General features: G+C 56.6%; 11 protein-coding genes and 2 pseudogenes. 4 read left to right on the forward strand and 9 right to left on the reverse strand.

All coding sequences use genetic code 11. The features are described from left to right. The first annotated feature begins 25 nt into the window (after positions 1–25). From HZ99_RS13485 to HZ99_RS13495, 3 genes are all read left to right on the forward strand, one after another. Positions 26–1,009 (forward strand): LLM class oxidoreductase, encoded by a 984-nt coding sequence (locus HZ99_RS13485; RefSeq protein WP_038443629.1) that lies wholly within the window; start codon positions 26–28, stop codon positions 1,007–1,009. A 138-nt stretch (positions 1,010–1,147) separates the two neighbouring features. Then, entirely contained in the window at positions 1,148–1,453 is a 306-nt protein-coding gene (locus HZ99_RS13490; RefSeq protein ID WP_010562390.1) for an ArsR/SmtB family transcription factor, read from the forward strand. A gap of 412 nt (positions 1,454–1,865) precedes the next feature. Continuing rightward, the gene (locus tag HZ99_RS13495) at positions 1,866–2,465 is read left to right on the forward strand and encodes a nucleotidyltransferase family protein (protein ID WP_038443632.1); all 600 of its coding nucleotides are present in this window, start codon (positions 1,866–1,868) and stop codon (positions 2,463–2,465) included. Here the strand turns inward: HZ99_RS13495 and HZ99_RS27800 are convergent. Continuing rightward, positions 2,443–2,688: pseudogene (locus HZ99_RS27800) on the reverse strand (radical SAM protein); the annotation flags it as partial. The gene HZ99_RS13495 and the pseudogene HZ99_RS27800 overlap by 23 nt on opposite strands. A gap of 57 nt (positions 2,689–2,745) precedes the next feature. On the opposite strand from HZ99_RS27800, the gene HZ99_RS13500 reads away from it, so the two are divergent. Further along, the gene (locus HZ99_RS13500; RefSeq protein ID WP_033902000.1) at positions 2,746–3,723 is read left to right on the forward strand and encodes an IS5 family transposase; all 978 of its coding nucleotides are present in this window, start codon (positions 2,746–2,748) and stop codon (positions 3,721–3,723) included. A 134-nt stretch (positions 3,724–3,857) separates the two neighbouring features. Here HZ99_RS13500 and HZ99_RS13505 read toward each other — a convergent pair. From HZ99_RS13505 to HZ99_RS13540, 8 genes and pseudogenes are all read right to left on the reverse strand, one after another. Further along, positions 3,858–4,607: pseudogene (locus HZ99_RS13505) on the reverse strand (radical SAM protein); the annotation flags it as partial. Beyond that, positions 4,604–4,942 (reverse strand): putative quinol monooxygenase, encoded by a 339-nt coding sequence (locus tag HZ99_RS13510; protein WP_038443633.1) that lies wholly within the window; start codon positions 4,940–4,942, stop codon positions 4,604–4,606. The pseudogene HZ99_RS13505 and the gene HZ99_RS13510, both read right to left, overlap by 4 nt. Before the next feature lie 28 nt (positions 4,943–4,970). Beyond that, on the reverse strand, positions 4,971–6,176 hold the full coding sequence (locus tag HZ99_RS13515; protein WP_038443635.1) for an XdhC family protein: 1,206 nt from the start codon (positions 6,174–6,176) through the stop codon (positions 4,971–4,973). A gap of 13 nt (positions 6,177–6,189) precedes the next feature. Next, positions 6,190–7,410, reverse strand: coding sequence for a cytochrome c (locus HZ99_RS13520; RefSeq protein WP_038443637.1), 1,221 nt, complete (start codon positions 7,408–7,410; stop codon positions 6,190–6,192). 10 nt (positions 7,411–7,420) lie between these two features. Further along, positions 7,421–9,613 carry a xanthine dehydrogenase family protein molybdopterin-binding subunit gene (locus tag HZ99_RS13525; protein WP_010562383.1) on the reverse strand — a complete coding sequence of 731 codons (2,193 nt, stop codon included), beginning with the start codon at positions 9,611–9,613 and terminating at the stop codon, positions 7,421–7,423. Between the two features lies 1 nt (position 9,614). Next, the gene (locus tag HZ99_RS13530) at positions 9,615–10,076 is read right to left on the reverse strand and encodes a (2Fe-2S)-binding protein (RefSeq protein WP_010562382.1); all 462 of its coding nucleotides are present in this window, start codon (positions 10,074–10,076) and stop codon (positions 9,615–9,617) included. A gap of 462 nt (positions 10,077–10,538) precedes the next feature. After that, complete coding sequence (locus tag HZ99_RS13535) at positions 10,539–11,573, reverse strand: NADP-dependent oxidoreductase (RefSeq protein ID WP_010562380.1); 1,035 nt, start codon at positions 11,571–11,573, stop codon at positions 10,539–10,541. A gap of 119 nt (positions 11,574–11,692) precedes the next feature. After that, positions 11,693–12,286 carry a TetR/AcrR family transcriptional regulator gene (locus tag HZ99_RS13540; protein ID WP_038443639.1) on the reverse strand — a complete coding sequence of 198 codons (594 nt, stop codon included), beginning with the start codon at positions 12,284–12,286 and terminating at the stop codon, positions 11,693–11,695. Between the last annotated feature and the right edge of the window lie 135 nt (positions 12,287–12,421).

A 12,421-nucleotide genomic window follows, 5' to 3' on the forward strand; every position in this document is an offset into this window, starting at 1 on the left:
CGTTTGCTGACCGAGGAAGTTAAGCATGTACCAACCGAGCACGATCCCCTACCAAGAGCATAGGGGATTCAAACGAACCTTCAGGCAGGGTCATCTAAGCCTTGGGCTGTTCTTTCCCCTAGAGGCTTTCGAAGGTGATACACCGAGCATGCTAGATCAGGTCGCGCTGGCCAAACGTGCAGAGGCACTTGGTTTTTCGGCGCTCTGGTTTCGCGACGTCCCACTCAGGGACCCAAGCTTCGGCGATGTCGGCCAGGTTTTCGACCCTTGGGTGTATCTGGGCTACATGGCAGCCCATACAACAGAAATCGCACTAGGTACCGCCTCCATCGCCCTTACTTTGCGTAATCCCTTGCACACGGCAAAGGCCGCAGCGAGCATTGATCAGTTGAGCGGAGGCCGCTTGCTCCTGGGAGTAGCCTCTGGCGATCGTCCCGTGGAGTTTCCCGCATTCAGCATTGATCCAGAAAAGCGTGGCGAGACCTTTCAAGAAAACTTCAATGTGATACGCCAAGCCCATCGAACACACTTCGAGCCCATTCGCTGGAGTGGCGGCGAGTTAGTGGGGGCCGACCTCGTTCCCAAACCTACGACTCGGGAAATACCGCTATTCGTAACCGGACACAGCCGCCAGCCGCTCGATTGGATCGCACGTGAAAGCCATGGATGGATCAACTATCCACGTCCGCCAAAAATACAGCGACTGATCGTGGAGGATTGGCGACAGGAAATAGTTAAACAGTGTGACACTATCTACAAACCGTTCTTGCAATCGCTTTATATCGACCTGGACGAACACCCGTCCACGCCGCCCTCGCATATCCATCTAGGATTTCGACTAGGACGTAACCACCTTCGGGCCTTGCTGGATACACTTCAGGAAATCGGTGTAGATCACGTCATCCTGAACCTCAAGTATGGTAAACGCCCCGCAGCAGAGGTTATCGAGGAACTTGGCAAGCATATCGTCCCGCAATTCGGCGTCCAGGCTTCTGATAGTGCTGCCTGACAGAGCAACAATACTTCAGCCAGGAGCGGCCAGTCCTTGCAACAGACGGCGGGCGCAGAGGTCACGTCAATACCTTCCATTTTTCTGCGCAAACCCGGAAGATATCTAAATATCGCAAAAAACAGGTATCAACATTCCATGACCATTGACGTCAACGAAGCACTGAAAGCATTGGCAAACCCGATGCGCCTTGCCATCCTCAATTGGCTCAAGGATCCCAGGACAATCTTTCCAGAGCAGGAGGTCGACCCAGAAACGGTAGGCGTGTGCGTCAGTATCATCCAAGAGCGCACGGGCCTCTCGCAGTCCACCACATCGCTTTATCTCGCAGCTCTGCAGCGCGCGCAATTGGTGACATCGCAGCGGATCGGCCCCTGGACCTACTACAAACGCCACGACGAAAATATCGATGCCTTTTTCAAAGCGCTGCAAGAAAAAATCTAAGGCTGAAGAAACCTTGTATTTCTGGCTGATTTCAGTGCTTGCCGATTTCAAAAACAGCAATCTGACCAAGTAACGATCAACTAACCCGTTCATTTATGAGTTTTTAGCCGCAGCGAGCATTTGGTAGCGGGCATACTCTGCATTACGCCCCCATCTCGCCTGGGGTGATCAGCAAATACCGGCCAGCCAGGACATGTGCAGGTTCGACAGATCGAACAACTTGACCTGTGGCGCGGCGTTCTTCACTACCCAGTGGAAACGCACTTTGGTTTCGCCAAACTGTCACTTAATCACTCTGAAACCGGAGCGGTATACGCAAAATACTGCACATTCCAGAGAGAAGCGCGAAGCCTCCTAGTGGTCTTTTACGGCCGACCTTCTTCTTCAGGGGGCAGCATAGGATTTTTTCAACATGACAGAACCGCACCGCAAGCCTGAGTATGTCGGCCTAGTTCTCGCCGCCGGCTCCGGGCAACGCTTCGGCAGCGACAAACGCCTTGCCCAGCTGGCAGACGGCAACAGCCTTTTGCGCGCGACGTTGTTGCGCGCGAAAGAAGCCTTCAGCGATGTTCGAGTCGTATTAAAGGCTGAGGATGATGCAGAGGCCTTGGCTATTCCGCATGGCATTCATCTGGTACGTGCGGCCCACGCCAAACAGGGCATGGGCTCAAGCCTGGCCGCCGGCATCCAGAGCCTGGCAAATACGCAGGCCACTGCGGTGGCGGTGCTGCTCGGGGATATGCCGTGGATTACTCTCGCAACGCTGTTGCAGTTGCGCGCGCATGCGCACGCTGAACATATTGTTGTCGCTTACTGCGATGGCCAGCGCGGACACCCCGTGTTGTTCGGCCGGCGCTTTTGGCCGGAGCTGATGCAACTGCAAGGGGAGAATGGGGCCAAGGCTTTAATCGCCACCCATGCGCAACAGGTGATAGAAGTGACGCTTGCTGATAGGGGCATCCTGCTGGACGTCGACAAGCCGGCCGACCTTAGCCACCCACCGATTTCATAATCAGGGCACTGCCGGTAAAAGTGGCGTCTTGTTTGTCCTGCAGCGCACGACTGAGCAACCCTTTCAGTTGCGGCTGCGCCTGCTCAGTCGGCAGATCCAACAGCGCGCCCATAAAATGTCCGCGATTGGATGATAGGCATCCGTATAACCAGCCCGTAGACGACAACCGCAGACGACTGCAGCTCCGGCAAAAGGGCGCGCTTTCGTTGGGGAAACTCTGAAAAAGACTTCCAAATCTGGTGAGATACGGCTGTCCCACGAACTGAACGGTTGAGCCCCGATGAAGCAAATGTCTTTCGCTGATGCCGAGTACGCAGGCAAACGTAAGCAGACCCGCCGTGAGCGTTTCCTGATTGAGATGGATCAGGTCGTGCCCTGGAAAGGCCTGATTGCGTTGATCGAGCCGCATTATCCGAAGGGTGAAGGCGGTCGTCCGGCGTATCCGTTGATGGCCATGCTGCGGGTTCATCTGATGCAAAACTGGTTCGGCTACAGCGATCCGGCGATGGAAGAGTCCCTCTACGAAACCACGATTCTGCGCCAGTTTGCCGGGCTGCATTTGGATCGGATTCCGGATGAAACCACGATCCTCAACTTCCGCCGGCTGTTGGAAAAACATGAGCTGGCCGGTGGGATTTTGCAGGTCATCAACGGCTATTTGGGCGACCGAGGTTTGCTGCTGCGTCAGGGAACTGTGGTCGATGCGACGATCATTCATGCGCCCAGTTCGACCAAGAACAAGGACGGTAAACGCGACCCCGAAATGCACCAGACAAAGAAAGGAAATCAGTACTATTTCGGGATGAAATCGCACATCGGTGTCGATGTTGAATCCGGTCTGGTACATAGCGTGGTGGGCACGGCGGCGAATGTGGCGGACGTGACTCAGGTCGATCAGTTGCTGCATGGCGAGGAAACTTACGTCTCTGGCGATGCCGGTTACACCGGCGTGGAGAAGCGTGCGGAGCATCAACATCGCCAGATGATCTGGTCGATCGCAGCGCGCCCCAGCAGCTATAAGAAGCATGCAAAAAAGAGCCTGATCGGTCGCATGCGCCGCAAAATCGAATACGCGAAAGCTCAAGTCCGGGCCAAGGTTGAGCATCCATTCAGGGTGATCAAGCGCCAGTTTGGTTATACGAAAGTCCGCTTCCGAGGCTTGGTGAAAAACACCGCGCAGCAGACCACACTGTTTGCCTTATCGAACCTGTGGATGATGCGAAAACGACTGTTGAATGCAGGCGAGGTGCGCCTGTGATGTGGACAATGAGCCCTGAAAAGGTGCTATTCCGCAAAAAACAGTGAACTGACAGGAGGAAAGGTCTGATTTTCGATTAAGTCGGTGTTTTTTGAACCTCAGACAGCGAGGCCGTTAAAAACGGCTGCTTACTTCAGACCTTCCTTGGCAATAATACCGAACGCCCCGCGCTCGCCCACGCTATAACGCAGCGCAGTGGCATCTAGCGCTGCCTCGGTTTGTGTGAAGACATAACACTCGCCGATAAGCTCCAGCAGCTCGCGCTGGCCGACGAACTGGGTACGAAAAGCCTCTGCATGCTGGGCCAGATGGCCCATGCGCATCAGCTCGATAAAGCGCAATTCGTAGCCCTGCTCCAGGCAGAACGCCAACATGGGCATGACCTGGTCGAGGTTGCTGCCACGCATCGGCACCATATTGATTTTGATGCTCATACCAGATCGACGCGCCAGCTCAATGCCGTTAAGCACAGTCTGCAGATCGCCGCCCTTTGCGATCTTGCGGAAGGCGCGCGGGTCAAGTGTGTCGAGGGACACATTGACCCGCTGGATGCCCGCGCTGCGCAATACCGGCAACTTGCCGGCCAGCAATTGTCCATTAGTGGTCAGGCTGATGTCCTGCAACGCTAGCGCACCGATGCCCTGCAGAAAAGGCTCCAGCCGATCACTCAGCAGCGGCTCACCGCCGGTAATGCGCAGCGCGTCGATACCGGCGACATCCCTGAGCAGTTCGACGGCGCGCAGCATCGACGCGGCCGCCAGCTCATCACGCGCGGCCACCAAGCGGCGGCCATCGGCCACACAGTAGGTGCAGGCGTAATTGCAGGCAGCCGTGAGGCTCAGGCGAAGTTTGCGGAAACGCCGACCCTGTCGATCGACGATCACCCTGCCATGTCCGTGTCGAAGCCAGTGGCTGACTCGCCATCCTCAGCCAACGCCTCCAGCACATAAACCTGACGATCGCTCAGCAGCTCGCCAAGGGCATTAGCCATGGTCGTGTAATGGGGCATCTGCCGATGAAGCGCTATCGCCTCATGGCTTGCCCAGCGCTCGACGAAGACAAACCGTCCGACCTGTTCAATGCACCGACTCAGGACGTAAGACAGGCAACCGTCTTCGGCCCGCGAGGGCTGCACGCAAGCTCGCAGAATCTGCTCGACCTGCTGCTCTTTGCCGCCTTTGGCGGTCAGTATCGCTACAACGCGTATGGTTTGATTCACGCTGATAGGTTCCTCGGTTGATCAGTCGTCAAGGCTGCACGGCGAACCGCCGATAAGCCTCTGCAGCAAAAGCGATTTCGGTTTCGGTCTCGCTAGCGATCAGCACTGGGTCGCTATCATGGATACTCGCGGACCTGAAACGCAGGCTGCCACCATTGCGACCATTGAGCACCGCCTGAATTTCCGCCAGCATCGCCATAGCCACGCTTTCCGGAGTGTCGCCGCCCAGGTCCAGGCCAATCGGATAATGCAAACACGCCAGCCCTGGCAACTCGCCCTGCTGCTCGTGGATACCGGCCAGCAGGCGCTCGGTGCGCTCACGCGGGCCCAACTGCCCTACATAACAGGGCTCACTGTGCAACACTCCCTGCAGCCAGTGCGCGTCTTGCACCAAGCTGTGAGTCATCACCGCCACCGCTGCGCCGCGTACAAGTTCACGGTAGGCGAAAGGTTGCTCAACATCGCCAACCAGCACCTGGTCAGCGTCGGGAAAACGCTCTGCTCGGGCAAAGTGTGACCGCCCATCGATGATTGTCACATGCCAGCCCAAGAGCTTGGCCATGCGCACCAGCGGCTGGGCATCATGGCCCGCACCAAACACTACCAAACGCCGCACGGGCGGCAGGTACTCCATAAGCACTTCAATCTTGCCGGTGCCATTCGGGTAAAGATATCGGGATGACTTTCCACGCACCAAGGTCTGTTGGAGATCAATCCTGATCTGCTCAGCCAGCGCCGACTGCAGCAACTCGCCCTCGGCGCTTTGTCCTGACACTAATAACAGGCGATCACCTAACCGGTGTGAACCATCAGCCGAGCTGGCGATCACCGTGGCGATGGCCGCCGGTTGCTGGGTGTCGCGAACGCCAAGCAACGCAGTAATCAACGCGCAAGGACCACTGGCAGGCAGCCGCTCGAACAATACGTGAACCTTACCGTTGCAGCCCAGCCCGAAACTAAGCGCTTCCTCACTGCCCTCATCCGCCTCGGAGGTGCTGTAGCTACGCAGTGCAGGCCCAGCTTCAGTTAACCACCAGGCTTTTCTGGCGACTTCCGCCTCCAGGCAGCCACCACTGATGGTCCCCTCGGGCCTGCCGAAGCGCGAGACTAGCATCCGCGCTCCTGGTCGCCGATACGCAGAGCCGTCGACTTTTACCACGGTCGCAAGCACCGCTTCTCGGCCAGCATTGCGCTCCGCCAGGAGTACATCCAGCAGTGGAATCAGACAAGACATGAGGCACCTCGGCTCAATGAAGGGACTCGGTACGGCGCTTAGCCACAGCTTGCTCCGATACCTGCGCACCAGTCTCGCCAAAGCGCTTCAGTACGAAGCTGCTCAGCGCAGCCAATTCCTGGTCGGAGTAAATGGTCCCGAACGACGGCATGCGTCGATCTACCCGGGTGTCGGTCGAACCATGCCCATTTAGCAGGATGCCCAGCAAATTACTGGCGGCAGGATCGTTGACCGTCTTTAGACCCCGTAGCATGGCAGTCTGACTCTGGTTTCCGGTCCCGTCCCAGCGGTGACAACTAGAACAGGCTTCGGCGAACAGTTTATTGCCAAGGGCATTGTCGCCCCCCTGCGGTGCAAGCTTAGCCTGCTGCGGACGAGCCACACCTTCGCTGCGCGCCGGTGAGTCCTTGAGATAAACGGCGATCGCGTGACGATCGGCGTCGGTCAGATGGCTCAGACTGTGCTCCACCACCTCCGCCATCGGCCCGGTGGACAACCCGAATCCTGGCGCCGCGCCGTCCTTCAAGTAACGCGCCAGCACGTCCGTGGGCCAGGCACCGACGCCATGTATCGGGTCAGAGCTGATGTTGTAAGCGTTCCAACCCTGTATCAGGTTACCGGCAAGCGAACGGTCTTTGCTGACAGCTTGGAACAGGTTCCGAGGCGAATGGCACTCACCACAGTGGCCAGGACCTTCCACTAGGTATTTGCCTCGATTCCACTCGGTAGAGTGCTGGGCCTCGGTTTCAAATTGCTTGTCGTCCAGGAACAGCATATTCCAGAAAAACATCCCCCAACGCTGATTGAACGGGAAGTTCAGCTGGTTCTCTTGAGCCACCTGCTCGATTGGCTCCAGGCTATCGAGATAGCTTTTGATGGCCAGGATGTCGTCACGCGACATCTTGCTGTAGGACGTATAAGGGAATGCTGGATAGTAGTGTTTGCCATCGCGCCCCACGCCGGTTCGCAGCGCGCTAACGAACTCATCATCAGTCCAGGCTCCGATGCCAGTTTGCTTATCTGGAGTGATATTGGGCGAAAAAAGCGAGCCGAATGGCAGCTTAAATTCGACACCACCGGTGAAGGGTTTACCACCGGGCACGGTATGGCAAGCCACGCAATTTGCAGCGCGCGCAAGATACTCGCCCCTGGCAAGTAAGTCCTCCTGCGCATACGCAAACTGCGCCACCAGGAATCCGCTAGCGAGCAATAGCCAACTTGTTATCAAATTCATGAGTAACTCCTCAAACCGGATAGTAGCCAGCACGGCTAAGTGGTAACCGACGAATGCGCGTACCGGAAGCAGCGTAGAGAGCGTTAACCAAAGCTGGACCGATCAGCGCAGTACCGGCTTCCCCGACTCCGCCCGGTGCTTCCAGGCTAGGCAGCAGGTGCACCTCAACTGCTGGCGCCTCACTTATGCGCAGCTGCCGATAGTTGTGGAAGTTGGTCTGCTGAACCTGACCGTTCTCGATAAGAATTTCGTTGAACAACGAAGCAGACAGACCGAATAATGTCCCACCTTCAACCTGCGCCAAGACCGACGTCGGGTTAGTCGCGAAGCCGCAGTCCACAACACTGATCAAGCGTTTAATGCGCAAGCCAAATTCACCCTGCATCTCAAGCTCAACGAGAGTTGCTACATAGCTGCCAAACACCGAACTTACTGCCACACCCCGACCCTGCCCAGCAGGTAAAGACTGGTACCAGTCACTCTTCTCAGCAAGTAAGCGCAGCACCGCCTGGGCACGTGGCTGGTCCGCCAACAGCTCCAAACGGTAGACCACCGGGTCGGCCTTGGCATTGTGCGCCAGCTCATCAATAAAACACTCAAGGGCATAGGTCCCCCGCAGAGGGCCCACGCCTCGCCACCAGGACACGGGCACGACACTCGGCTCCTGGCGGATATAGCGAACCTGCAAATGCGGCAGGCGGTAGATGGGTTCCACCGCGACTTCAACGGCATCGGCATCCACGCCGCTGGGAGGCAAGCTGCCGGCATAGCGGGCGAGAATCGAGGCACCAGCGATACGGTGTTCCCAGCCCAGCGGACGCCCCTGCTTATCGAGGGCGGCTTGCATACGATCGGCATAGAGCGGCCGATAGAGGTCGTGGGTCATGTCCTCCTCACGGCTCCAGACCAGCTTGATCGGGTAATCGACCTGACGCGCGATGGCCACTGCTTGGGTGATGAAGTCGAACTCCAGACGCCGGCCAAATGCCCCACCGATCAATTGATTGTGCACCTGGATTTTTTCCAAGGGCAGCCCGGTGACTTGGGCGGCCGTCTGTTGGGCGAAGACCGGCACTTGGGTGCCCACCCATAGCTCGCACGCATCTTTACGCACATGGGCCACGCAGCTCATGGGCTCAAGCGGCGAATGCGACAACAGCGCTTGCTCGTAAACGGCCTCGAACTGGCTGGAAGATCCCTGTTTGGCTTGCTCAATATCGCCTGTGCGCTTAGCGACCACGCCATCACGGCTACTTGCGGCTAGCAGCTCCTGGTCCAGTTGCTTTGATCCGATAGTAGCGTTCGACCCAAGTTCCCACTCGATCTTTAACGCTTTGATGGCCTGCTGGCAGGCCCAAAAGTTACTTGCGGTAACGGCCACGGCATTGTCCAAACGCACGATGTCGCGCACCCCTAACACCCGTCGCGCCTCAGTTTCATCAACCGAACGCAGCCGTCCGCCATACACCGGACAGGTGATGCTGGAGGCCACCAGCATCCCAGGGATTTGCAGGTCAATGGTAAAGCGCGCCTTGCCGTTGACCTTCGCGGGCGTGTCCAGGCGTTGCGCGGGAGTGCCCAACAGCTTGAACTGCTCGGGGGTTTTCAGCGGCACCGCGTCGGGCAACGGCAGCGTCGCAGCGGCCTCGACCAAATCGCCGTAGTCAGCCTGCAGGCCTTTGGGGCCAAACACCTGGCCATTCTGCGCATGACACAGGCTCGGCGCGACGCGCCATTGCAGCGCTGCCGCCTGAATCAACAGAATGCGCGCTGTAGCGCCCGCCCGACGCAGCGGCTCCCAGGTGTAACGGGTAGAGGTCGAGCCACCAGTGGCCTGAAACTGAAGCAGGGTATCGGTATACAGTGCGGAGTTCGGTGGGGCCTCCTGGATTACTACCTTATCCAAATCGACCTCAAGCTCCTCCGCCACCATCATTGCAATACCAGTTTGCGCGCCCTGACCCATTTCAATCTTCGGCGAGATCACCGTGACCACGCCATCTGGGCCCACCCGCACAAAGGCCCCGAACCCCTCAGCGGAGCGATCACCCAGCCGGCCTAAGGCAGCAGCCTCGGAGGCAGCGCTTTTGGACACCAACGGCGGTAGCCAGGTACTCAACACCAAGCCGCCGACCGCGATACCGCTGCCTTGCAAGAGACGGCGACGGGACATATCAACATTCATTTCGATTGTCTTCTTCATCTCACGCCTCCTCTACACGGCCAACACTGTGGATGGCTGTGCGAATACGGGTGTAGGTGGCGCAGCGACAAAGATTGCCTGCCATTGCAGCATCAATCGCCTGATCGTCTGGCGCGGGCTGGCTCTGCAGCAGAGCAGTGGCCGCCATGATCTGCCCTGACTGACAGTAACCGCATTGCACCACCTCATGCGCCAGCCAAGCCTGTTGAACGGCTTGACCGACAGCAGTCTCACCGATGGCTTCAATGGTGGTGATTGAGCGGCCCGTCAAAGCAGCAACAGGGGTCACGCACGAACGTATCGGCTGACCATCAAGATGCACGGTGCAAACGCCACACTGAGCAATACCACAGCCGTATTTTGTCCCGGTGAGGCCAAGCACATCGCGTAAGACCCAAAGCAGAGGCATATCCTGCGGCACGTCGACTTGGTGCGACTGTCCATTGATGATTAGCGTTTGCATCTTCATTCCTCAGACTAGTATTTTTAATGCTGACAACCTTAGTTATCGCTTTAATCATGTGGGTGCGGTATGGGAAGCAGGCCAAAACAGCCTCATACGTTCACGAATTAATCCGCCTTAAACGGGCAACCAACCACCCGGCCAGCGGAAAGGAGACAAGCTGGGTGATTGGTACCAATACCAGCACCTCCACCAATACCATTACTGGGAAACTCAAATCACGGGTCAGCGGGGCTAATATACTCAGCACCAACAAAAGCGTTGGGTAAAGCCCCAAGCAGCCAACCAGTACACGCCAGAACGCGGCGTTTATTTGATGCGAGCGCTTACTGCGTGCGTGCATAATCCCCCCACAGGCATTACTTGTACTTAGTGGCCTGGATCTTTTTAAATAAAAAAGCCCTACCAGCAAGGAGCTTGAGCTGGCAGAGCAAAAAACACTGTCATTCCAACAACAGGCAATCAGTCTTCACTTACCCGAACCACTAGCTTGCCAAAATTACGCCCCTCTAGCAGGCCGATAAAGGCCTTAGGCGCCTCCTCTAGACCACTCACCAATTCTTCACGATACTTAATCCGGCCCTGCGCAAACCAGCTTGACATATCGTTAAAGAATTCGTCGTAGCGGTGCGCGTAATCATCAAAAATAATGAAGCCTTGGACTTTAATACGCTTACGCAGAATAGCCCCCATCAAGGCAGGCGAGCGATCTGGCCCGTCGGGTAAAGCGGTATCGTTGTAGTGCGCAATAATTCCGCAGACCGGCACTCGGGCCTTGGCATTGAGCAGCGGCAGCACAGCATCGAAGACTTTTCCACCGACATTCTCGAAGTAAATGTCGATACCCGACGGGCAGGCCTTGGCCAGTTGCTCGGCGAAGTCCGGCGCTCGATGATCGAGGCAGGCGTCGAAACCTAGCACCTCGACAGCATGCCGGCACTTTTCCGCCCCTCCGGCCACACCGACCACGTGACAGCCCTTGATCTTGCCGATTTGCCCGACAGTCGCACCGACCGGCCCGGTAGCAGCCGCCACCACCAGCGTTTCACCCGCCTGCGGCCGACCAATATCCAGTAAGCCCATGTATGCGGTGAAGCCTGGCATTCCAAATATGCCCAATGCATAAGACGGCTGCGCTGGCGAATCGCCCAAAGGGGTCAGGTCGCTGCCATCAGACAGCGCATAGTCCTGCCAACCACTAAAAGACAGCACCCAGTCATTCACTTTATAGGCATGATGCTTTGAGGCAACCACACGACATACAGTGCCCCCCACCATTACTCCGCCCACTTCGACAGGAGGGGCATAGGACGGCGCATCACTCATGCGACCACGCATGTAAGGGTCTAGCGATAGATAGATAGTACGCAGAAGTACCTGCCCCTCTGCGGGTTCAGGAATTGGACCTTGTTCAATAAGAAAATTCGCTTCGACAGGCGCACCATGTGGACGCGATGCCAGAACAACGCTTCGATTGATTTGCTTTGATTGAGACATCTTCACACTCCTTGGATGGCGGGGAAAAACAACCGCATCAACGGAAAAATTAGACCAGTCTGCTATTTTTCACATAAAAAAGCCACCCTACCGAGGCGGGAGGGTGGGCGATCTCGTAATCACGCCTCCTCAGGGACCAGCATCATCAGAGTAGTAGCCATGGCATTTTCTAGCGACCGACTGTTACGGTGCAGCTTGCTCAGCAGGCTTGCACCAAGCCAAAGCTGGTATAGCGCCAAGGCCGTTCGGTAAGCATCACCTTGCGGCAAAGAACCGTCTAGTTGACCCTGCTCAAGACAGCCAGAAATACGTTCAATTATCTGATCTGTTCCGTCACGGAGAGTGAGGCGCATAACCTCCGAAAGATCTGCAACCTCAGCGCTCAGTTTAACTACAAGACACTTTTGCTCATCGCAGGGCTTACAATAGCTTTCAAGCCATTTCTGCCAATATTCCATAAGCCGCTCACGGGCTGTATTGCCGGTAGCGGCAAATCGTTCATCCATGTTCGCCAGATAATTGCGAAAGTAATCCTCGAGCAAGCACTGCCCGTACTGCTCCTTGGATTTGAAGTAATGATAGAACGAACCTTTTGGCACACTTGCGGCTTGCAGAATCTCGTTAAGCCCAACACCCGTGAACCCCTTAACCACCATCATTCGGTGACCCGTATCGAGCAAATGTTGGCGCGTATCATCGTAACGTGGTTTCATCAGTGCAAGCTACCATAAAATAGACCAGTCGTCTATGTGAGATTTTTGCTTCAGAGATTGTAGCAATTGTTGATGGCCGCCGCAGGTCTAAACACCAACCCACGCTCGGCATCCTAATAGCGCCGCAGTACACGC

This window comes from Pseudomonas fluorescens, assembly GCF_000730425.1.
GTDB lineage: Bacteria > Pseudomonadota > Gammaproteobacteria > Pseudomonadales > Pseudomonadaceae > Aquipseudomonas > Aquipseudomonas fluorescens_X.

Excerpts from the sequence above, each read along its gene's own strand:
- HZ99_RS13485 (WP_038443629.1), top strand. The coding sequence starts at position 26 with ATGTACCAACCGAGCACGATCCCCTACCAAGAGCATAGGGGATTCAAA.
- HZ99_RS13490 (WP_010562390.1), top strand. The coding sequence starts at position 1,148 with ATGACCATTGACGTCAACGAAGCACTGAAAGCATTGGCAAACCCGATG.
- HZ99_RS13495 (WP_038443632.1), top strand. The coding sequence starts at position 1,866 with ATGACAGAACCGCACCGCAAGCCTGAGTATGTCGGCCTAGTTCTCGCC.
- HZ99_RS13500 (WP_033902000.1), top strand. The coding sequence starts at position 2,746 with ATGAAGCAAATGTCTTTCGCTGATGCCGAGTACGCAGGCAAACGTAAG.
- HZ99_RS13515 (WP_038443635.1), bottom strand. The coding sequence starts at position 6,176 with ATGTCTTGTCTGATTCCACTGCTGGATGTACTCCTGGCGGAGCGCAAT.
- HZ99_RS13520 (WP_038443637.1), bottom strand. The coding sequence starts at position 7,410 with ATGAATTTGATAACAAGTTGGCTATTGCTCGCTAGCGGATTCCTGGTG.
- HZ99_RS13525 (WP_010562383.1), bottom strand. The coding sequence starts at position 9,613 with ATGAAGAAGACAATCGAAATGAATGTTGATATGTCCCGTCGCCGTCTC.
- HZ99_RS13530 (WP_010562382.1), bottom strand. The coding sequence starts at position 10,076 with ATGCAAACGCTAATCATCAATGGACAGTCGCACCAAGTCGACGTGCCG.
- HZ99_RS13535 (WP_010562380.1), bottom strand. The coding sequence starts at position 11,573 with ATGTCTCAATCAAAGCAAATCAATCGAAGCGTTGTTCTGGCATCGCGT.
- HZ99_RS13540 (WP_038443639.1), bottom strand. The coding sequence starts at position 12,286 with ATGAAACCACGTTACGATGATACGCGCCAACATTTGCTCGATACGGGT.